Origin of the sequence: Streptomyces sp. NBC_01261, from assembly GCF_036226385.1 — a bacterium.
In the GTDB taxonomy this organism is placed as follows: Bacteria; Actinomycetota; Actinomycetes; order Streptomycetales; family Streptomycetaceae; genus Streptomyces.
Genome location: NZ_CP108463.1, coordinates 6599722 through 6619813 on the forward strand (window position 1 = coordinate 6599722; position 20092 = coordinate 6619813).

The window sequence follows — 20092 nt, forward strand, 5'->3', positions numbered from 1 at the left end:
ATGTCTGGTTGATGTCTTTGGTTGGTGTTCTTTGTTTGATTTTGATGGTGACGACTGGGGGGATCGGTGGTTTGATGTGTTTAGTTCTGTGTGAAGCCCGGATGCGGCGTGGATGTACGTACGGATGGAGAGCCCGGCGTGAAGAAGACCTCGACCCGGTTGGCCGACGGTCGTGAGCTCATCTACTACGACCTGCGGGACGACACCGTGCGCGACGCGGTGGACCGACGCCCGCTGGAGCGCACGGTCACCACTTCGGAGGTACGGCGGGACGTGCTGCTCGGCGACTCGGTGGCGATCGCCTCGCACCGCCAGGGCCGCATCTACCACCCGCCGGTCGACCAGTGCCCGCTCTGCCCGACCACGGGTGATCGGCTCAGCGAGATTCCGGACTCGTCGTACGACGTCGTCGTGTTCGAGAACCGTTTCCCCTCGCTGGCCGGGGACTCCGGGCGCTGTGAGGTGGTCTGCTTCACCTCCGACCACGACGCGTCCTTCGCCTCGCTGACCGAGGAGCAGGTGGCCCTCGTCCTCGACGCGTGGACGGACCGGACGTCGGAGCTGTCGCATCTTCCCTCCGTCGAGCAGGTTTTCTGTTTCGAGAACCGCGGCGAGGAGATCGGCGTGACGCTCGGTCATCCCCACGGCCAGATCTACGCCTACCCCTTCACCACCCCGCGCACCGCGCTGATGTTGCGTTCACTCGCGGCCCACAAGGAGGCGACCGGCGGGGAGAACCTCTTCGACTCGGTCCTGGAGCGCGAACTCGCCGGTGAGCGGGTCGTCCTTGAGGGTGAACACTGGGCGGCCTTCGTGCCGTACGCGGCGCACTGGCCCTACGAGGTCCACCTGTATCCCAAGCGTCGGGTGCCCGATCTGCTCGGGCTGGACGAGGCGGCCCGCACAGAGTTCCCCAAGGTCTATCTGGAACTCTTGAGGCGCTTCGACCGGATCTTCGGTGAGGGCGAGCCTCCGACGCCGTACATCTCCGCCTGGCACCAGGCGCCGTTCGGCACGCTGGAGGAGTTCGACGGGGTGAGCAGGGACGACTTCGCTCTCCACCTTGAGCTTTTCACCATTCGCCGTACGTCCGGCAAGCTGAAGTTCCTCGCGGGTTCCGAGTCCGGCATGAGCGTGTTCATCAACGACGTGCCGCCGGAGTTCGCGGCACAGCGACTGCGAGAGGTAGCGAGTTGATGAGCGGTAAGTACCTGGTCACGGGCGGCGCGGGTTACGTCGGCAGCGTGGTCGCCCAGCACCTGCTGGAGGCGGGCCACGAGGTCACCGTCCTGGACAACCTCTCGACGGGTTTCCGCGAGGGGGTCCCGGCGGGCGCTTCCTTCATCGAGGGCGACATCCGCGACGCCGCCAAGTGGCTGGACTCCTCCTACGAAGCGGTCCTCCACTTCGCCGCCTTCTCCCAGGTCGGCGAGTCCGTCGTCAAGCCGGAGAAGTACTGGGAGAACAACGTCGGCGGCTCGATGGCCCTCCTCGCCGCGATGCGCGAGGCCGGCGTCCGCAAGCTCGTCTTCTCCTCCACGGCGGCCACGTACGGCGAGCCGGACGAGGTCCCGATCGTCGAGACCGCCCGCACCTCCCCGACGAACCCCTACGGCGCGTCGAAGCTGTCGGTCGACTTCATGATCACCAGCGAGGCGCAGGCCCACGGCCTGGCCGCCGTCTCCCTCCGCTACTTCAACGTGGCGGGCGCGTACGGCAGTTGCGGTGAGCGGCACGCCCCCGAGTCGCACCTGATCCCGCTCGTCCTCCAGGTCGCGCAGGGCAAGCGGGACGCCATCTCCGTCTTCGGCGAGGACTACCCGACGCCGGACGGCACCTGCGTCCGTGACTACATCCATGTGGCGGACCTGGCGGACGCGCACCTGCTCGCGCTCAAGGCCGCGACGCCCGGCGAGCACCTGATCTGCAACCTCGGCAACGGCGAGGGCTTCTCCGTCCGCCAGGTCGTCGAGACGGTCCGTCAGGTCACCGGGCACCCGATCCCCGAGGTCGTGGCCCCGCGCCGCGACGGCGACCCGGCGACCCTGGTGGCCTCGGCGGCCCGGGCCAAGGAGCGCCTCGGCTGGAACCCGTCCCGCGCGGATCTCGCGGGCATCGTCGCGGACGCGTGGGCGTTCGCACAGAACGTATCGAAGGGCTAGGGATCGCACGTGGGTGTACGCGAGGGCTTCGAGGAGCTGTACGGGACCGCTCCCGAGGGCGTCTGGGCCGCGCCGGGCCGGGTCAACCTGATCGGCGAGTACACCGACTTCAACGAGGGCTTCGTGATGCCGCTCGCCCTGCCGCACACGGCGGTGGCGGCGGTGTCCCGCCGCAGCGACGGCGTCCTGCGCCTCCACTCGGCGGACATCGAGGGCCCGGTCGTAGAACTGCATGTCGACGAGCTGGCCCCGCGTACGAACACGAGCTGGGCCGCGTACCCGGCGGGCGTGGTGTGGGTGCTGCGCGAGGCGGGCCACGAGGTGACGGGCGCGGACATCCACCTCTCCTCCACCGTCCCGACGGGCGCGGGCCTGTCGTCCTCGGCGGCGCTGGAGGTGGTCACGGCCCTGGCTCTGAACGACCTGTTCGAACTGGGCCTGTCCGCACCGGAGTTGGCCCGCTTCTCCCAGCGCGCGGAGAACGACTTCGTCGGCGTCCCCTGCGGCATCATGGACCAGACGGCCTCGGCCTGCTGCGAGGAGGGCCACGCGCTCCACCTCGACTGCCGTGACCTGTCGATCCGCCAGATCCCCTTCGACCTCGCGTCCGAGGGCCTCTCGCTGCTGGTCGTCGACTCCCGCGTGAAGCACGCGCTCGGCGACGGCGCGTACGCGGAACGCCGGGAGGGCTGCGAGGAGGGCGCGCGGCAGCTGGGCGTCCCGTTCCTGCGGGACGTGGCGTACGAGGACCTGGAGTCGTCACTGGCACGCCTCTCCGACGAGCGGGTGCGGCGCTACGTCCGCCACGTGGTGTCGGACGACCACAGGGTCGACCAGGTCATCACCCTCCTGGACGCGGGCGACGTCCGCGCGATCGGCCCGGTCCTCACCGAGGGCCACGCCTCCCTTCGCGACGATCTCCGCATCTCCTGCCCGGAGTTGGACCTCGTGGTCGACACGGCGGTCGGCGCGGGTGCGCTCGGCGCGCGCATGACGGGCGGCGGCTTCGGCGGCTCGGCCGTCGTCCTCGTGGAGGCCACGGAGGCGGACACGGTCACGAAGGCGGTCGAGGAGGCGTTCGCCGCGGCGGGATACACGGCGCCTCGGGTGTTCCCGGCGGTGCCGTCGGCGGGGGCGCGGCGGGTGGAGTGACCCTGGGGTGCGGCCTGCGGGCGAGCGGGGGCGTGTGACGTCCGGGTGTGCGGTGGGGGAGGAGCCATGTGGGCTGCTGGGCCGAACTCCGTGACCGTCTCGGCCGCACACCCTCGGCATCAGCCGGGATCCCGGACGCGCTCAAGGAGCTGTGAGCCTCCGTACCCCCGGAGCCAGCAGCGCCGCGCCCGTCGCCAGAACCACCAGCCCCGCGCAGCCCGCGAGCGTGTGACCCAGGCCCACGGTCGCCGACAGCGGGCCCGCGATCAGCAAACCCAGCGGGGCGAAGGCCAGGGAGCCGAAGCCGTCGTAGGAGCTGACTCGGGAGAGGGATTCCTCGGGGATCTCTCGGTGGATCGTGGTGGCCCACAGGACGCCGAAGATGTCGCTGGAGACGCCGGCCGTGAACATCGCGGCGGCGATCAGCCAGACGGGGGCCCGTACGGCGAGGAGGGCTACCGGTAGTGCCGTCGGGAACGTGGCCAGGACCGCCACCAGGATCGGGCGGTCGACCCGGACGCGGGCGGCCAGGCCCGCGCCGGCGATCGTGCCCAGGGCCTGCGCGGCGACGATGAGCGACCAGGCGCGGGCTCCGCCGAGGTAACGGTCGGCGGTCAGGGGGCCGAGGACTCCTACGTTCGCGTTGAGCGCCGCCACCACGATCGACCACTGCGCCACCACGACCCACAGCCACTGCCGGGACGCGAACTCCCGCCAGCCCTCCCGGAGATCGGCCCAGCCGGAGGACTTCTTCGGCGGGCGGGCCGGGACCGGGAGGCGGGCGGTGAGGGCCGCGCTGAGGGCGAAGGACACGGCGTTCAGGGCCAGGGCCCAGCCGGGGCCGACCAGCGCCACCGTCACGCCCGAGAGCGACAGACCCAGGAGCAGCGCGCTGTTGGTGCCCACCCGCAGAAGGGCGTTCGCCTGCTGCAACTGGTCCGTGGGGACCACCAGCGGCATGATCCCGTTCATCGCCGGGGCGAACAGCGCGGTCGCCGTGCCCGCCGCCACCGCCAGCAGACACATCGCCGGGAGCGGGGCGTGCCGGGTCAGGACCATCGCGGCCAGCGCCGTGTAGGCCCCGGCCCCCAGCACATCCGCCAGCGCCATCAGGCGGGCGCGTGACATCCGGTCCGCGATGACCCCGCCCACCAGGATGAACACCAACTGCGGCAACGCCTGGCAGGCCAGGACCAGCGAGAGCCGGCCCGGTCCGGCGCCGGGCAGCGCCAGCACCGCGAAGGCGAGCGCGACCCGGGCGAATCCGTTGCCGAGTACGGAGACGGTGCGGGCGGAGGCGAGCAGCACGAACGGCCGCTCACGCCACAGCGTGGATTTTCCGGAGCCCTGCGTCGAAGTGAGTGTCACGGCCAGGGACTTTAGAGGGTCGGCCTCAACGCACGTCCACAACCGGCCACTTCACCGGCCCGGCCGGACGGAGCGCGTCCCCGGCGGCCAGTTCACCCGGGGTTCGTCCGGTCCAGCCTCTTCGTCAGGGTGTACTCCGTGAGCCCCGGCGGATAGTCCGGGATCACGCACACCACCTCGTACCCCTGCTTCTTGTAGAACTCCGGCGCCTGGAAGTTCCACGTCTCCAGGCGGGCCGCCCCGCAGCCGCGCTCGTCGTGGGCGACGCGTTCCGCCTCGGCGAGGAGGCGGGAGCCGAGGCCGGTGCCGCGGTGGCGGCCGTCCACCCACAGGTACGTCACGTGCAGCCAGTCCGCCCAGGTGTGGCCGACCAGCCCGCCCGCCAGTTCACCCGTCCCGTCCAACGCCCACACCTGGAGCGGAACTTCACGTTCGCGAGGGGTTCCGCGCAGGGCGCGCAGTACCGGCGATGCCGCCGTGTTGGTTTCGAGCAGCCGGGCGCGGAGCAGATCGCGTCGCTCCTTGTCGACTTCCGTCTCAATACGAAACATGCGGCTCACCATAAACGCGCCGGACGGTCAGTTCTGCAAATTGGGTTCCGCTGCTGCGCCCCAGCCGTACGCTGTGAGCAGCACCGGTGGGGGCCGGTGCTGTTCAGGGGGCGAGACAAGTCGGGTACGACGCCCGATGTGGGGGTAGCAGTGTCAGCACGGCGGCGGCCGTGCGGCGCAGGCCCTCCCGGGCGTCGTACCCGCAATCATCGCTTCGTCTCCCGACGATGAGGTATCCCCTGCTCCACCAGGAGCCTGGGGAAGGGGGTTTCGTGGTTCGCATCCGAGTCCTGGTCGTCGACGACCATCGCATCTTCGCCGAATCGCTGGCCGCGGCACTGGCCGCCGAGCCAGATGTCGACGTGTCCGCGGCGGGCAGCGGTCCCGCCGCGCTGCGCTGCATGGAGCGCGCGAACGCCGAGGGCCGCAGATTCGACGTCCTGCTCGTGGACGCCGATCTGGGCGGCAACGTGCCGGGCGTCCGGCCCGCCGTACCCGTACAGGCGGGCAACGAGGACGGGCTGGTGGACGGGATCTCCCTGGTCGCCGGGGTCCGTTCGGCCCAGCCGAGCGTACGGATGGTCGTGCTGGCGGAGAAGGACGATCCGCGCCGGGCCGCGCTGGCCCTGCAGGCCGGGGCGTCCGGCTGGGTCGCCAAGGACTGCTCGCTGTCCAGGCTTTTAACCGTCATCCGAGGGGTGCTTCGCGACGAGACGCACCTGCCACCCGCCCTGCTGACCGGCGTCCTGCGTGAGCTGACGGCCGCGCGCAAGCACCGCACCGAGAGCGAGCGCCTGGTGGAGTCCCTCACGCCGAGGGAACGGGAAGTCCTGCGCTGCATGGTGGCGGGTCTCGGGCGGAAGGCGGTCGCCGAGAGACTCTTCCTCTCCCCGCACACCGTCCGCACGCATATGCAAAACGTGCTCGGCAAGTTGGGCGTCCACTCCACCCTCGCGGCGGTGGCTCTCGCCCGGCGCGCGGGCGTGGGCCCCGTCGACCTGGCCGGGGATGTTGTCGAGCGGGGCGGTCAACTGGCGTAGCGGGTCTGCCGGTTCGGTCTGTTGGGTGCGGGAGGGTTCCGTACGTGGTGGGCGGGTTGGGTGTCCGCTTCGCCCTCGGGGTGGTGGCTTTCGCGCGGCGTGCGGGGGTGGGTCCGGTCGGTCTAGCCGGGGGTGTTGTCGAGCGGGGCGGTCAACTGGCGTAGCAGGTCTGCCAGTTCGCCCCGTTGGGCGCGGGAGGGTTGCGCGTGTGGTGGGCAGGTTGGGCGTGTGCCGCGCGGGCGCGGGTCCCGTCGGTCTAGCCGGGGATGTTGTCGAACGGGGCGGTCAACTGGCGTAGCAGGTCTGCCAGTTCGCCCCGTTGGGCGCGGGAGAGTTCCGCGAGGATCGCGCGCTCCTGGGCCAGCAGGCCGGCCAGGGCCTGGTCCGCGCGGTCCTGGCCCTCCTCGGTGAGGCGGACCAGTACGCCCCGGCGGTCGCTGGGGTCGGGGAGCCGCTCGACCAGGCCCTTCTTCGCGAGGCGGTCGATACGGTTCGTCATCGTGCCGGACGTGACCAGGGTCTGGGTCAGCAACTGGCCGGGGGAGAGCTGGTAGGGGCTGCCCGCGCGCCTGAGCGCCGTCAGCACGTCGAACTCCCAGGGCTCCAGGCTGTGCTCGGCGAACGCCAGCCGGCGGGCCCGGTCCAGGTGCCGGGCCAGCCTGCTCACCCGGCTGAGCACCTCAAGTGGCTCCACGTCGAGGTCGGGGCGCTCCCGGCGCCACGCTGCGACAAGCCGATCGACCTCGTCCTCCATGACGATCAGTGTAGTGGTTGTGTCGACATGAAGTCTCTTGATGTCAAGCATCTTGATTAAAAGTCTCTTGACATCAAGACATTCGGCCGAGGAGAGTGGACGGCATGACGACTTGGGACCCCGCTCAGTACCTGCGCCACGCCGGCCACCGCGCCCGCCCGTTCGCCGACCTCCTCGCCCGCGTCACCGACCTCCCCGGTGCCGCGCCCCGGATCGCTGACCTCGGCTGCGGCCCCGGCAACGTGACCACCGTGCTCGCCGACCGCTGGCCCACCGCGCACATCACCGGCTACGACAACTCGCCCGAGATGCTCGCGAAGACCGAGCCCTACGCCGGTCCCACCTCCGCCGGCGGCCGGCTCGACTTCGCCCACGCGGACGCGACGGAGTGGACGCCGTCGCAGACGTACGACCTGATCGTGTCGAACGCGGCGCTGCAGTGGGTGCCGGGGCACCTGGACCGGTTCGGCGACTGGGTCTCGGCGCTGGCCCCCGGCGGCACCTTCGCCTTCCAGGTGCCGGACAACATCGACGCACCCCTGCACGCCCTGATGCGCGAACTGGCCGGCAGCGCCCGCTGGAAGGCGCGGTTGGGCGAGGTCCTGCGCCGCGAGGACTCGGTCCACGCGCCCGGCGTCTACCTCGACCACCTGGCCCGCCTGGGCTGTGCCCCGGACGTCTGGCAGACGACGTACCAGCACATCCTCCCCGGCGACGACCCCGTCCTCGACTGGGTCAAGGGCACCGGCCTGCGCCCGGCCCTGACCGCCCTGGCGGACGACCCGGAGGCGCGGGACGCCTTCGTGACGGAGTACCGCGACCTCCTCCGCGAGGCGTACCCGACAGCGGACTACGGCACGGTCCTCCCGTTCCGCCGCCTGTTCGCGGTGGCCCGCAAGGAGGCGTGAGGGATGCTCGCGGCCGTGGACCATGTGCAGCTGGCGGCTCCGGCGGGGTCGGAGGACGCGCTGCGGAGGTATTACGTCGACGTCCTGGGCATGGCTGAGATCCCCAAGCCGCCTGTGCCGGCGGCGCGGGGCGGGTGCTGGTTCGGGGCGGGGGTTGTCCAGCTCCACCTAGGGATCGAGACCGATTTCCGGCCCGCGAGGAAGGCGCACCCCGGGCTCCGCGTGACCGGCATCGAGGCGTATGCGGCCCGGCTGAAGTCCCTTGGCGCGCCGGTCACTTGGGACGAGAACCTGCCTGGGTACCGGCGTTTCTACTCGGAGGATCCGGTGGGGAATCGGCTGGAGTTCCTGGAGCCCGACGTCTGATCGGTGTTTGTCCCTCGCCTTCGCGGCTACCCGGTGGGTGGCGCCGAGTTTCCGAGTACCGAGTTTCGATCCGACCGGGAGTTGATGAACCGTGGCGAAGGACGAGAAGGCCAAGGCCAAGAAGGAACAGGCCAAGGGCAAGGTCAAGGAGACCGTGGGCCGGGCCGTGGGGAACGAGACCATGAAGGCCAAGGGGCAGGCCGAGAAGTCCAAGGGCGACGCGCGCGAGGCCAAGGAGAAGGCCAAGGACGCCTTCAAGCGCTGACGCGCCAGTGGTGGACGACAGTGGCGGGGCCCCTGCTGAGAAGCAGGGGCCCCGCCACTTTGTCCGTATGTACGGGTTCAGCTTTTTCGGCGCCCTATCAGATGCGGCTTCGACTCCAGCCCGTCCAGCCCGTGCCAGGCCAGGTTCACCAGATGGGCGGCCACCTCCGCCTTCTTCGGGCGGCGGACGTCCAGCCACCACTGGCCGGTCAGGGCGACCATGCCGACGAGGGCCTGGGCGTAGAGGGGGGCGAGTTTCGCGTCGAAGCCCCGGCTCTTGAACTCGCGGCCCAGGATGTCCTCGACCTGGGTCGCGATGTCCGAGATCAGGGACGCGAAGGAACCCGTGGACTGCGGGATGGGGGAGTCGCGGACCAGGATGCGGAAGCCGTCCGTGTACTCCTCGATGTAGTCGAGGAGGGCGAAGGCCGCCTGTTCGCAGAGTTCGCGGGGGTGGCCGGCCGTGAGAGAGCTGGTCACCATGTCGAGGAGGCGGCGCATCTCGCGGTCCACGACCACCGCGTACAGGCCCTCCTTGCCGCCGAAGTGCTCGTAGACCACCGGCTTGGAGACCCCGGCCTTCGCCGCGATCTCCTCCACCGACGTCGCCTCGAAGCCCTTCGTCGCGAAGAGCGTGCGGCCGACTTCCAGCAGCTGGGCCCGGCGCTCGGCTCCCGTCATCCGGGTGCGGCGCGCGCGTCGGGGCTTCTCGTTGCTCGGGGTGCTGCTGGGATCGGTCGCCACGGCGTCAATCATGCCGCCTCCGCCGACTCCTTCCGGGGCTGAGAGCCGTCCGTACCGGAGATACGGCGCGAATCGATACGTGAGCGTGACGGCCAGCGCACGTCATGGGCCCAGCCGAGCTGCTCGCACCAGCGGATGATCCGCGCCGATGAGTCCAGCTGGCCGCGCATCACACCGTGCCGCGCGGACGTCGGGTCGGCGTGGTGCAGGTTGTGCCAGGACTCGCCGCAGGACAGGATCGCCAGCCACCACACGTTGCCGGAACGGTCACGGGACTTGAAGGGGCGCTTGCCGACCGCGTGGCAGATCGAGTTGATCGACCAGGTGACGTGGTGCAGCAGCGCGACCCGCACGAGCGAGCCCCAGAAGAAGCCCGTGAACGCGCCCCACCAGGACATCGTCGCCAGTCCGCCGATCAGCGGCGGCAGCGCGAGCGAGAGCATCGTCCAGAAGATGAACTGGCGGGAGATCGCCCGGATCGTCCGGTCCTTGATGAGATCCGGCGCGTACTTCTCCTGCGGGGTGCGCTCCTCGTCGAACATCCACGCGATGTGCGCCCACCACAGGCCCTTGATCAGCGCCGGCACCGTCTCGCCGTAGCGCCACGGCGAATGCGGGTCGCCGTCCGCGTCGGAGAACTTGTGGTGCTTGCGGTGGTCGGCCACCCAGCGCACCAGCGGTCCCTCGACCGCCATCGACCCGGCGATCGCGATCGCGATCCGCAGCGGGCGCTTCGCCTTGAAGGAGCCGTGCGTGAAGTACCGGTGGTAGCCGATCGTCACGCCGTGGCAGCCCAGGTAGTAGAAGAAGACCAGCAGGCCGAGGTCCAGCCAGCTCACCCCGCCCCAGCTCCACGCCAGCGGCACCGCCGCGAGCAGGGCCAGGAACGGGACGGTGATGAAGAGGAGAAGGGTGAGTTGTTCCAACGACCCCTTCTTCTCGCCGCCCCGCGTGGCGGCGGGGAGCGGAGTGCCGTCGTCGTTCGCCCGCGGGGCGTCGTCGATCACATCGGAGCTCGTGGTCATGGGCGTCCCCTGTGGGGTTCGGAGGTGGAGGCGGAGCGTCGGACGGCGGGAGCCGGGCAGCAACAGTTCAGCATGGACTTCCCTACGGTTCCGTAACCTACGGCGACGTAAGTATGGCAGCGCGTCGACCTGTGGACGAAGCCCGTGAGACCGCGCGTCAGAGTGGACACCTATCCTGGGTGTCGGTCGGACAGCGCGGTCCGCTCTGTTTTCTTCCCGGATGTCCGTCCCGTATGCGGCAGCCGCCGTGGGACCGCCGTCCGGGTTCCCTCCAGACGAGCTTCAAACACTGCAAGGAGCCGCACCTGTGAGCAGTGCCGACGACCAGGCCACCACGACCAACAACGAGCTGCGCGCCGACATCCGGCGACTGGGCGACCTGCTCGGCGAGACCCTCGTCCGCCAGGAGGGCCCCGAGCTGCTCGAACTGGTCGAGAAGGTCCGCCGCCTCACCCGCGAGGACGGCGAGGCCGCCGCCGAGCTGCTGCGCGGCACCGAGCTGGAGACCGCCGCCAAGCTGGTCCGCGCCTTCTCCACCTACTTCCACCTGGCCAACGTCACCGAGCAGGTCCACCGCGGCCGCGAGCTGCGCGCCCGGCGGGCCGCCGAGGGCGGTCTCCTCGCCCGTACGGCCGACCGCCTCAAGGACGCCGACCCCGACCACCTGCGCGAGACGGTCAAGAACCTGAACGTCCGCCCGGTCTTCACCGCGCACCCCACCGAGGCCGCGCGCCGGTCGGTCCTCAACAAGCTCCGGCGCATCGCCACGCTCCTGGAGACCCCGGTCATCGAGTCCGACCGCCGCCGCTACGACACCCGGCTGGCCGAGAACATCGACCTGGTGTGGCAGACCGACGAGCTGCGCGTCGTACGCCCGGAGCCCGCGGACGAGGCCCGTAACGCCATCTACTACCTGGACGAGCTGCACGCGGGCGCCGTCGGCGACGTCCTCGAAGACCTCACGGCCGAGCTGGAGCGCGTCGGCGTCAAGCTGCCCGACGACACCCGCCCGCTCACCTTCGGGACCTGGATCGGCGGCGACCGCGACGGCAACCCGAACGTGACCCCGCAGGTCACCTGGGACGTCCTGATCCTCCAGCACGAGCACGGCATCAACGACGCCCTGGAGACGATCGACGAGCTGCGCGGCTTCCTCTCCAACTCCATCCGCTACACCGGCGCGACGGAGGAGCTGCTGGAGTCCCTCCGGACCGACCTGGAGCGGCTGCCCGAGATCAGCCCCCGCTACAAGCGCCTCAACGCCGAGGAGCCGTACCGCCTCAAGGCCACCTGCATCCGGCAGAAGCTGGAGAACACCAAGAGCCGGCTGGCCAAGGGCACCCCGCACGACGACGGCCGCGACTACCTCGGCACCGCCCAGCTGCTGCACGACCTCACCCTGATCCAGACCTCCCTGCGCGCCCACCGCGGCGGCCTCTTCGCCGACGGCCGCATGGACCGTACGATCCGCACGCTCGGCGCGTTCGGCCTCCAGCTCGCCACCATGGACGTACGCGAGCACGCGGACGCCCACCACCACGCGCTCGGCCAGCTCTTCGACCGGCTCGGCGAGGAGTCCTGGCGCTACTCCGACATGCCCCGCGAGTACCGCACCAAGCTGCTCGCCAAGGAGCTCAGGTCCAGGAGGCCGCTGGCTCCCACCCCCGCGCCCGTCGACGCGGCTGGTGAGAAGACCCTCGGCGTCTTCGAGACCGTCAAGAAGGCCCTCGCCGTGTTCGGGCCCGAGGTCATCGAGTCGTACATCATCTCGATGTGCCAGGGTGCCGACGACGTGTTCGCCGCCGCCGTGCTGGCCCGCGAGGCCGGGCTGATCGACCTGCACTCCGGGTGGGCGAAGGTCGGCATCGTCCCGCTGCTGGAGACCACGGACGAGCTGAAGGCCGCCGACACCATCCTTGAGGACATGCTCTCCGACCCGTCCTACCGGCGGCTCGTGGCGCTGCGCGGGGACGTGCAGGAGGTCATGCTCGGGTACTCCGACTCCTCCAAGTTCGGTGGCATCACGACGAGTCAGTGGGAGATCCACCGGGCGCAGCGCCGCCTGCGTGACGTGGCGCACCGCTACGGCGTCCGCCTCCGCCTGTTCCACGGCCGCGGCGGAACCGTCGGCCGCGGTGGCGGTCCGTCCCACGACGCGATCCTCGCCCAGCCGTGGGGAACGCTGGAGGGCGAGATCAAGGTGACCGAGCAGGGCGAGGTCATCTCCGACAAGTACCTCGTGCCGTCACTGGCCCGCGAGAACCTCGAACTGACCGTCGCGGCAACCCTCCAGGCCTCCGCGCTGCACACCTCGCCCCGCCAGTCCGACGAGGCGCTGGCCCGCTGGGACGCGGCCATGGACGTGGTCAGCGACGCCGCCCACGCCGCCTACCGCAGGCTGGTCGAGGACCCGGACCTTCCGACGTACTTCCTCGCCTCCACGCCCGTGGACCAGCTCGCCGATCTGCACCTGGGGTCGCGGCCCTCCCGCCGCCCCGGCTCGGGCGTCTCGCTCGACGGACTGCGCGCGATCCCGTGGGTGTTCGGCTGGACCCAGTCCCGGCAGATCGTGCCGGGGTGGTTCGGTGTCGGCTCCGGCCTGAAGGCGCTGCGCGAGGCGGGCCTGACGGCGACATTGGGAGGAGAGGGCGTGCTCGACGAGATGCACGAACAGTGGCACTTCTTCCGCAACTTCATCTCCAACGTCGAGATGACCCTCGCGAAGACGGACCTGCGGATCGCCCAGCACTACGTCGACACCCTCGTCCCGGACGACCTCAAGCACGTGTTCGACACCATCAGGGCCGAGCACGATCTGACCGTCGCCGAGGTGCTCCGCGTCACCGGTGAGGCCGAACTGCTGGACGCCACCCCGGTGTTGAAGCAGACCTTCACCATCCGCGACGCCTACCTCGACCCGATCTCCTACCTCCAGGTCACCCTCCTCAAGCGCCAGCGCGACGAGGCGGCGGCCGGCGCCGAGCCCGACCCGCTGCTGAGCCGGGCCCTGCTCCTCACGGTGAACGGTGTGGCGGCGGGCCTGCGCAACACCGGCTGACCGGACACCGACGAAGGGTGCCCCCGAGCTGTCGTAGAGGCTCGGGGGCACCGTCATGTCGTACGGCGGACCGCTGCCGTCAGAGGGCGACGAACGCCGCCGTCAGCAGCGCGATGCCCGTCCCCGCCAGCACCCACGCGGCCCGGGTCAGCCGCAGCCCGCCCGCGACCACCACCGAGGCGAGCAACAGGGCGCCGCCGAGGGGCACCCAGGCGTAGAGGACACCGGCGGGACCGGAGCGCATGACCTCGTCGGTGCCGGGCCGCACGACCACCGCGTACGTCCTGCCCTTCTTCACCGCGACCGTGTGGTCGATGACGACCTCGGCGCGGGCCTTCGACCCCGTCGAGACCGGGGTGTAGGGGCCGGTGCAGGTGGCGTCGCCGCACGCGGTGACCTCGATCGTGCCGCTCTCACGGCCCTTGGTGAGCATCACGTTGTGCGCGGTCGGCCACGAACCCCACACCCCGGCGATCAGGATCAGCACGGTCACCGTGCCCATCGCCGCGAGCCGTCCGAAGTTCATGGCGGGGATCATTGGCCATACCCGCACGCGCGGTCAACTTCCGCGCGGGACAAGACGGTTAAGTCGGGCAAGCCGGGCAGGTCGGGCAGCTCAGGAGTTGTACGCGCTCTGCGCCCGCTCCAGGCCCTCGCTCACCAGGCACTCCACGGAGTCCGTCGCCCGGTCCACCAGGAAGGCCAGTTCCTTGCGCTCCGTGGAAGAGAAGTCCTTCAGGACGAAGTCGGCGACCTGCATCCGGCCCGGCGGGCGTCCGATGCCGAAGCGCACCCGGTGGTAGTCGGGGCCCATCGCCTTCGTCATCGACTTCAGGCCGTTGTGGCCGTTGTCGCCGCCGCCGAGCTTGAGGCGGAGGGTGCCGTAGTCGATGTCCAGTTCGTCGTGCACCGCGACGACGTTCGCGAGCGGCACCTTGTAGAAGTCGCGCAGCGCGTTGACCGGGCCGCCCGACAGGTTCATGAACGACGTCGGCTTGACCAGCACGACCCGGCGGCTCGCCGGACCCGGCGCGCCGATCCGGCCCTCCAGGACCTGCGCCTGTGCCTTCCCGGCCCGCTTGAACTTGCCGCCGATCCGCTCGGCCAGCAGGTCGGCCACCATGAAGCCCACGTTGTGCCGGTTGTTCGCGTACTCGGGGCCGGGGTTGCCCAGTCCCACGATCAGCCAGGGGGCATTGGCGTCGGTCGTCACGTCCATGTCTCCTTGCTGTGTTTTCGGGGGACACCCCCGGATCCTCGGCAGCCAGCCGCTGCTCCCGGTGGGAACAGCGGCTGACGAAACGGTGAGCGGTGGGGATCAGGCCTCGGAGCCCTCGGCGTCGGCGTCGGCGGACGCCTCCTCCGCCTGGGCGGCCAGGACCTGGAGGACGACCGCGTCCTCGTCGATCGCCAGCGTGGTGCCCTTGGGCAGCGGGATGTCCTTGGCGGCGATGGAGGCACCGGCCTCCAGGCCCGCGATGGACACGGTGACCGACTCGGGGATGTGCGTGGCCTCGGCCTCGACGGTGATCGTGCTCAGCACGTGCTCCAGCAGGAAGGAGCCCGGGGCCAGCTCGCCCTCGGTGTGGACGTAGACCTCGACGGTGACCTTCTCGCCGCTCTTCACGGTGAGCAGGTCGACGTGCTCCAGGTAGCCCTTGATGGCGTCACGCTGGACGGCCTTCGGGATGGCGAGCTGGGTCGTGCCCTCGATGTCCAGGGTGAGCAGGACGTTCGGGGTACGCAGGGCGAGCTGCAGCTCGTGGCCCGGCAGGGTGATGTGCAGCGGGTCGACACCGTGGCCGTAGACCACGGCGGGGACCTTCTTCTCACGGCGGATACGGCGGGCGGCACCCTTGCCGAACTCGGTGCGGGTCTCGGCGGCGAGCTTGACGTCGGCCATGGTCACTCCTCGTAGAACAGTCGGGGAAGGCGGTCACCCGGCCGAACATCGGCCTGCTACGAAGAGCGCGTCGATAACGGACCGCCGTACCCGAAAACCGGTACGGCCTCCCTCGCCGAGCAACTGTGGCAGCTTACTCGGCAGGGAGGCCGTACCGGAAATCGATCTTCTGGAAGCGCCGGTTCACGAGCGCCCCAAAGGGGCGCGGGGAACTGCGCGATCAGCCACGACGAAGCCGCGGACGATCGACGGCATATCGCGGCCCTTCCAGCGGAGCGCTCAGTGTCCCTCGAAGAGGCTTGTCACCGAGCCGTCCTCGAAGACCTCGCGGACCGCGTTCGCGATGGTCGGGGCGATCGACAGGACCGTGATCTTGTCGAGGTCGGCGCCGACCTCGCCCGGGGTGGGGAGGGTGTCGGTGAGGACGAACTCGCTGACGCGGGAGTTCTTCAGGCGGTCCGCGGCCGGGCCGGAGAGCACGCCGTGGGTGGCCGTCACGATGACGTCCTCCGCGCCGTGCGCGAACAGGGCGTCCGCGGCGGCGCAGATCGTGCCACCGGTGTCGATCATGTCGTCGACCAGGACGCAGACGCGGCCCTTGACCTCGCCGACGACCTCGTGGACGGTCACCTGGTTCGCCACGTCCTTGTCGCGCCGCTTGTGCACGATCGCGAGGGGCGCGCCGAGGCGGTCGCACCAGCGGTCGGCGACGCGCACGCGGCCGGCGTCCGGGGAGACGACGGTCAGCTTGCTGCGGTCGACCTTGGAGCCCACGTAGTCCGCGAGGAGCGGGAGGGCGAAGAGATGATCCACGGGCCCGTCGAAGAAGCCCTGGATCTGGTCGGTGTGCAGGTCGACGGTGAGGATGCGGTGCGCACCCGCCGTCTTCATCAGGTCCGCGATCAGACGGGCCGAGATCGGCTCGCGGCCGCGGTGCTTCTTGTCCTGCCGGGCATAGCCGTAGAACGGCACGATGACGGTGATGGAGCGGGCCGACGCGCGCTTGAGCGCGTCGATCATGATGAGCTGCTCCATGACCCACTGGTTGATGGGAGCCGTGTGGCTCTGGATCACGAAACAGTCCGCACCGCGCACCGACTCCTCGAAGCGGACGTAGATCTCGCCGTTCGCGAAGTCGAAGGCCTTCGTCGGGACTACCCCGACACCCAGCTGCTGGGCGACCTCCTTGGCAAGCTCGGGGTGGGCGCGGCCGGAGAAGAACATCATCTTCTTCTCGCCGGTCGTCTTGATCCCGGTCACAGCACTGTCTCCTCAGAGGTCATTCAACTGGGTGTGCGTTTATCACGGTACGCCGTGTTCGACGCGCCCGTTTCCGGTCAGTTCTCGCTCTCGCCCTGGCGGGAAGCCGTTTCCGCGGCCTTCGCAGCCGCGCTGCCTGGACGCTTGCGGGCCACCCAGCCCTCGATATTCCGCTGCTGGCCACGGGCCACGGCCAGCGAACCGGGCGGTACGTCCTTCGTGATCACGGAGCCGGCGGCGGTGTAACTGCCGTCCCCGACCGTGACGGGTGCCACAAACATATTGTCCGAACCCGTCCGGCAATGCGATCCCACGGTGGTGTGGTGTTTGTCCTTGCCGTCGTAGTTCACGAAGACGCTGGCGGCACCGATGTTGGTGTACTCGCCGATCGTCGCGTCCCCGACATAGGAGAGGTGCGGGACCTTCGTGCCCTCGCCGATCGTCGCGTTCTTCGTCTCGACGTACGTCCCGATCTTGCCCTTCGCGCCGAGCCGGGTGCCGGGACGGAGATAGGCGAACGGGCCGACGGACGCCTGCGGGCCGATGTGCGAGCTGACGGCGACGGTGTTGTCGACGCGGGCGCCGGCCTCGACGGTGGTGTCCGTCAGGCGGGTGTTGGGGCCGACCTCGGCGCCCTCGCCGATGTGGGTGGTGCCGTGCAGCTGGGTGCCGGGGTGGACGACCGCGTCCTGGGCGAAGGTGACGTCGACGTCGATCCAGGTCGTCGCCGGGTCGATGACGGTGACCCCGCCGAGCATGGCGTCGGTGAGCAGCCGGTCGTTGAGGATGCGGCGCGCCTCGGACAGCTGTACGCGGTTGTTGATGCCGGCGATCTCGCGGTGGTCGCCCGCGACGGAGGCGCCGACCCGGTGCCCGGCCTCGCGCAGGATGCCGAGGACGTCGGTGAGGTACTCCTCGCCCTGGCTGTTGTCGGTGCGCACCTTGCCGAGCGCGTCGGCGAGCAACTGCCCGTCGAACGCGAAGACTCCGGAGTTGATCTCGCGGATCGCGCGCTGCGAGTCGGAGGCGTCCTTGTGCTCGACGATCGCGGTCACCGCGCCGGAGGCGCCGTCGCGGACGATGCGGCCGTAGCCGGTGGCGTCCGGGACCTCGGCGGTCAGCACGGTCACCGCGTTGCCGTCGGCGGAGTGGTCGGCGGTGAGGGCGCGCAGGGTCTCGCCGCGCAGGAGGGGGGTGTCGCCGCAGACGACGACCACGGTGCCGTCGACGGTGCCGAGTTCTTCGAGCGCCATGCGTACGGCGTGCCCGGTGCCGTTCTGCTCGGCCTGGACCGCGGTCCGTACGCCGGGGTCGGTCGCGCCGAGGTGCGCGGTCACCTGCTCGCGGGCGTGGCCCACGACGACGACCAGGTTCTCCGGCTCCAACTCGCGGGCGGCGGCCAGCACATGACCGACGAGGGTCCGGCCGCAGAGCTCGTGCAGAACCTTCGGTGTGGCCGACTTCATACGGGTGCCCTCACCCGCTGCGAGGACGACGACGGCTGCCGGGCGAATGGCGCTCACGGGTTTGCCCTTCGGCTTCGGAATGCTGGGGGGTGGACATTCGCAGGATACCGGGGCGTTTCATGGGGGACATGAGAGTGGGCCCTGACAGTGCTGTCAGGGCCCTAACAGGGGTGTTGGGAGAGGGGGTTGCTCAGATGTCGATCAGTTGCGATCGGTTTTTGCTCCCCCGCCAGGACTCGAACCCGGACAAATGGCACCAAAAGCCACGGTGCTGCCGATTACACCACGGGGGATCAAACTCGGTTGAAACAGACATTCCGCCTGGTCGCCGAGTGGGCACAGAACACTATGCCGTACGTGATGCCCTCCGTGCGACGGGACTTGTCCCGGGTGATCGGTTTCGTGGCCGTGCGATTACGGGCCGTGGTGTAGGCCGGTGCGCCGAAACTCGCCGGAAAACCGGGCCCGTGCGCCCGTAGGCTGGAGGCATGACCACGACGGGGGAAGACCATGCCACGGCCCGGGGAGGGCCGTGGTGGTGGACCAGGTGGCGCAGTGCGGTGCTCGACACGGGGCTCGCGGCGGGGTCCGCCGCGGAGTGCGGGGCGGAGGGGGTCCGGTTCGCGCACGACGCGGGGATCCCGGCCGCCGTCGGTGTCGTCTTCGGGGTGCTGGCCGGGTCGGCGCTGATCGTCCGGCGGAAGTGGCCGATCGCGGTCGTGCTTGTTTCCATCGCCATCACCCCGGCCCAGATGGGCTACCTGATGGGCATCGTCGGCCTGTACACCCTGGCTGCTTCCGAGTTGCCGCGCCGGATCATCGGATCGCTGGCCGGGATGTCGTTCCTCGGGATGCTGATCGTCATGTTCGTGCGGGTACGCCAGGACATGCAGCGGGGGACGTGGGAACTGGGGAACTGGTTCGTTCCGTTCGCCTCCATCACCACGGCGGTCGGGATGACCGCGCCGCCCGTGCTGCTCGGGCTGTACGTGGGTGCCAGGCGGCGGTTGATGGAGAGTCTCCGGGAGCGCGCCGACAGTCTGGAGCGGGAGCTCCAACTGCTAGCCGAGCGCGCCGAGGAGCGTGCCGAGTGGGCCCGGGGCGAGGAGCGGACCCGGATCGCTCGGGAGATGCACGACGTCGTCGCGCACCGGGTGAGTCTGATGGTCGTGCATGCGGCGGCGCTGCAGGCCGTCGCTCGCAAGGATCCCGAGAAGGCGGTCAAGAACGCGGCGCTCGTCGGGGACATGGGGCGCCAGGCGCTCACCGAACTGCGGGAGATGCTCGGGGTGTTGAGGAGCGGGGACAGTCGGGGCGTCCGCGAGCGGCCGGCCGTGCCGCTGGTCGCGGTGGGCGTGGCTGCTGCTGCGGCGGCTTCGCGGGCCGTCGACGACGAGGGTGCGGGTGCGGGCGAGGGGCCCTGTCTGTCCGACGTGGACGAGTTGCTTGGGCAGTCTGCGGCTGCCGGGATGGCCGTGGACCTGTCTGTCGAGGGGGAGACCCGCTCGTATGCCGCGGAGATCGAGCAGACCGCTTACCGGGTGGTGCAGGAGGCGTTGACGAACGTGCACAAGCACGCGGCGGGTGCGAAGACGCATGTACGGCTTGCGCATCGGGTGTCGGAGATCGCGATGCAGGTCGAGAACGAGCCGCCGCCTGAGCCGGCGTCTGCGTCTGCGGCGCGGTTGCCCTCTGGGGGGAACGGGCTGGTGGGGATGCGGGAGCGGGTGCTTGCGTTGGGTGGGGTGTTTGTTTCCGGGCCTACGGATGCTGGGGGGTTTCGGGTGTCCGCGGTGATTCCGGCGGTTTGAGTTGTCGGGTGCGGGCCGGTGGGGGCTGGTCGCGCCCACGCGGCGGAGCCGCACATTGACACAGCCCGGCGCCCCTGGGTGGTGTGGGGTGCGGCTTTGTGGGTGGGTGCCGGTGCGTTGTGGTTCGCCCGTGGTGCGTTTTGGGTCGGCGCCGCGCCGGGGGGTGTCCGTCCTCGGATTGGCGCGCCGGCCGTTGCCTACCGGCTCGCCCGTGTTTGACGCGCCAACCGCTGCGGGCGGACACCCCCCGACACGTCGCC

The 20092-nt window shown here is 70.2% G+C and carries 19 protein-coding genes and 1 tRNA gene; 9 read left to right on the forward strand and 11 right to left on the reverse strand.

Going from position 1 to position 20092, the window contains the following annotated elements; all coding sequences use genetic code 11:
- The first annotated feature begins 138 nt into the window (after positions 1-138).
- Genes galT through galK form a run of 3 tightly spaced genes read left to right on the forward strand, consistent with a single transcriptional unit; the run spans position 139 to position 3314 of the window.
- Positions 139-1197, forward strand: a complete 1059-nt coding sequence (galT, locus tag OG226_RS29415) for a galactose-1-phosphate uridylyltransferase (protein ID WP_328682669.1) — start codon at positions 139-141, stop codon at positions 1195-1197.
- On the forward strand, positions 1197-2162 hold the full coding sequence (gene galE, locus OG226_RS29420) for a UDP-glucose 4-epimerase GalE (protein ID WP_328682671.1): 966 nt from the start codon (positions 1197-1199) through the stop codon (positions 2160-2162). The genes galT and galE overlap by 1 nt, the downstream gene beginning before the upstream one ends.
- 9 nt (positions 2163-2171) lie before the next feature.
- Positions 2172-3314 carry a galactokinase gene (gene galK / locus OG226_RS29425; protein WP_328682673.1) on the forward strand — a complete coding sequence of 381 codons (1143 nt, stop codon included), beginning with the start codon at positions 2172-2174 and terminating at the stop codon, positions 3312-3314.
- Positions 3315-3455: 141 nt separating this feature from the next.
- Here galK and OG226_RS29430 read toward each other — a convergent pair whose 3' ends face one another.
- Together OG226_RS29430 and OG226_RS29435 are read right to left on the reverse strand one after the other, a co-directional pair.
- The gene (locus OG226_RS29430) at positions 3456-4682 is read right to left on the reverse strand and encodes an MFS transporter (protein ID WP_329350531.1); all 1227 of its coding nucleotides are present in this window, start codon (positions 4680-4682) and stop codon (positions 3456-3458) included.
- A gap of 92 nt (positions 4683-4774) precedes the next feature.
- Complete coding sequence (locus OG226_RS29435) at positions 4775-5245, reverse strand: GNAT family N-acetyltransferase (protein ID WP_328682679.1); 471 nt, start codon at positions 5243-5245, stop codon at positions 4775-4777.
- A 260-nt stretch (positions 5246-5505) separates the two neighbouring features.
- Here OG226_RS29435 and OG226_RS29440 point away from each other — a divergent pair, with 260 nt between their 5' ends.
- Positions 5506-6273: a LuxR C-terminal-related transcriptional regulator gene (locus tag OG226_RS29440; RefSeq protein WP_033284298.1), complete on the forward strand. Its 768-nt coding sequence runs from the start codon at positions 5506-5508 to the stop codon at positions 6271-6273.
- 256 nt (positions 6274-6529) lie between these two features.
- Here OG226_RS29440 and tamR read toward each other — a convergent pair whose 3' ends face one another.
- Positions 6530-7027, reverse strand: coding sequence for a MarR family transcriptional regulator TamR (tamR, locus tag OG226_RS29450; RefSeq protein WP_328682685.1), 498 nt, complete (start codon positions 7025-7027; stop codon positions 6530-6532).
- Positions 7028-7131: 104 nt separating this feature from the next.
- On the opposite strand from tamR, the gene OG226_RS29455 reads away from it, so the two are divergent.
- The 3 genes from OG226_RS29455 to OG226_RS29465 all read left to right on the forward strand — a co-directional run bounded on the left by OG226_RS29455 (position 7132) and on the right by OG226_RS29465 (position 8566).
- Positions 7132-7935 (forward strand): trans-aconitate 2-methyltransferase, encoded by an 804-nt coding sequence (locus OG226_RS29455; RefSeq protein ID WP_329350532.1) that lies wholly within the window; start codon positions 7132-7134, stop codon positions 7933-7935.
- Positions 7936-7938: 3 nt separating this feature from the next.
- A complete protein-coding gene (locus OG226_RS29460) occupies positions 7939-8301 on the forward strand; it encodes a VOC family protein (protein WP_329350533.1) in 363 nt (120 codons plus the stop codon).
- 91 nt (positions 8302-8392) lie between these two features.
- Positions 8393-8566 carry a CsbD family protein gene (locus tag OG226_RS29465; protein ID WP_328682690.1) on the forward strand — a complete coding sequence of 58 codons (174 nt, stop codon included), beginning with the start codon at positions 8393-8395 and terminating at the stop codon, positions 8564-8566.
- Positions 8567-8643: 77 nt separating this feature from the next.
- On the opposite strand, the gene OG226_RS29470 is transcribed toward OG226_RS29465, so the two are convergent.
- Positions 8644-9321: a TetR/AcrR family transcriptional regulator gene (locus tag OG226_RS29470; RefSeq protein WP_019064642.1), complete on the reverse strand. Its 678-nt coding sequence runs from the start codon at positions 9319-9321 to the stop codon at positions 8644-8646.
- The gene (locus OG226_RS29475; RefSeq protein ID WP_328682693.1) at positions 9318-10334 is read right to left on the reverse strand and encodes an acyl-CoA desaturase; all 1017 of its coding nucleotides are present in this window, start codon (positions 10332-10334) and stop codon (positions 9318-9320) included. The genes OG226_RS29470 and OG226_RS29475 overlap by 4 nt, the downstream gene beginning before the upstream one ends.
- Before the next feature lie 307 nt (positions 10335-10641).
- Here OG226_RS29475 and ppc point away from each other — a divergent pair, with 307 nt between their 5' ends.
- Positions 10642-13392, forward strand: a complete 2751-nt coding sequence (gene ppc / locus OG226_RS29480) for a phosphoenolpyruvate carboxylase (protein ID WP_328682696.1) — start codon at positions 10642-10644, stop codon at positions 13390-13392.
- Positions 13393-13471: 79 nt separating this feature from the next.
- Here ppc and OG226_RS29485 read toward each other — a convergent pair whose 3' ends face one another.
- From OG226_RS29485 to OG226_RS29510, 6 genes are all read right to left on the reverse strand, one after another.
- Positions 13472-13918 carry a hypothetical protein gene (locus tag OG226_RS29485; RefSeq protein WP_329350534.1) on the reverse strand — a complete coding sequence of 149 codons (447 nt, stop codon included), beginning with the start codon at positions 13916-13918 and terminating at the stop codon, positions 13472-13474.
- 90 nt (positions 13919-14008) lie between these two features.
- Positions 14009-14611 (reverse strand): aminoacyl-tRNA hydrolase, encoded by a 603-nt coding sequence (pth, locus tag OG226_RS29490; protein ID WP_327403463.1) that lies wholly within the window; start codon positions 14609-14611, stop codon positions 14009-14011.
- 99 nt (positions 14612-14710) lie between these two features.
- The gene (locus tag OG226_RS29495; protein ID WP_328682702.1) at positions 14711-15295 is read right to left on the reverse strand and encodes a 50S ribosomal protein L25/general stress protein Ctc; all 585 of its coding nucleotides are present in this window, start codon (positions 15293-15295) and stop codon (positions 14711-14713) included.
- 279 nt (positions 15296-15574) lie between these two features.
- A complete protein-coding gene (locus OG226_RS29500; RefSeq protein WP_327403465.1) occupies positions 15575-16555 on the reverse strand; it encodes a ribose-phosphate diphosphokinase in 981 nt (326 codons plus the stop codon).
- Between the two features lie 77 nt (positions 16556-16632).
- Positions 16633-18078 carry a bifunctional UDP-N-acetylglucosamine diphosphorylase/glucosamine-1-phosphate N-acetyltransferase GlmU gene (glmU, locus tag OG226_RS29505; RefSeq protein ID WP_329350535.1) on the reverse strand — a complete coding sequence of 482 codons (1446 nt, stop codon included), beginning with the start codon at positions 18076-18078 and terminating at the stop codon, positions 16633-16635.
- 164 nt (positions 18079-18242) lie between these two features.
- Positions 18243-18314 (reverse strand) — tRNA-Gln (locus tag OG226_RS29510).
- Between the two features lie 195 nt (positions 18315-18509).
- Here OG226_RS29510 and OG226_RS29515 point away from each other — a divergent pair.
- On the forward strand, positions 18510-19832 hold the full coding sequence (locus tag OG226_RS29515; protein ID WP_329350536.1) for a sensor histidine kinase: 1323 nt from the start codon (positions 18510-18512) through the stop codon (positions 19830-19832).
- The last annotated feature ends 260 nt before the right edge of the window (positions 19833-20092 follow it).

Coding starts and splice junctions, on each gene's coding strand:
- galE (WP_328682671.1), top strand. CDS start 1,197: ATGAGCGGTAAGTACCTGGTCACGGGCGGCGCGGGTTACGTCGGCAGC.
- OG226_RS29435 (WP_328682679.1), bottom strand. CDS start 5,245: ATGGTGAGCCGCATGTTTCGTATTGAGACGGAAGTCGACAAGGAGCGA.
- tamR (WP_328682685.1), bottom strand. CDS start 7,027: ATGGAGGACGAGGTCGATCGGCTTGTCGCAGCGTGGCGCCGGGAGCGC.
- OG226_RS29455 (WP_329350532.1), top strand. CDS start 7,132: ATGACGACTTGGGACCCCGCTCAGTACCTGCGCCACGCCGGCCACCGC.
- OG226_RS29460 (WP_329350533.1), top strand. CDS start 7,939: ATGCTCGCGGCCGTGGACCATGTGCAGCTGGCGGCTCCGGCGGGGTCG.
- OG226_RS29470 (WP_019064642.1), bottom strand. CDS start 9,321: ATGATTGACGCCGTGGCGACCGATCCCAGCAGCACCCCGAGCAACGAG.
- OG226_RS29475 (WP_328682693.1), bottom strand. CDS start 10,334: ATGACCACGAGCTCCGATGTGATCGACGACGCCCCGCGGGCGAACGAC.
- OG226_RS29485 (WP_329350534.1), bottom strand. CDS start 13,918: ATGAACTTCGGACGGCTCGCGGCGATGGGCACGGTGACCGTGCTGATC.
- pth (WP_327403463.1), bottom strand. CDS start 14,611: ATGGACGTGACGACCGACGCCAATGCCCCCTGGCTGATCGTGGGACTG.
- OG226_RS29495 (WP_328682702.1), bottom strand. CDS start 15,295: ATGGCCGACGTCAAGCTCGCCGCCGAGACCCGCACCGAGTTCGGCAAG.
- OG226_RS29515 (WP_329350536.1), top strand. CDS start 18,510: ATGACCACGACGGGGGAAGACCATGCCACGGCCCGGGGAGGGCCGTGG.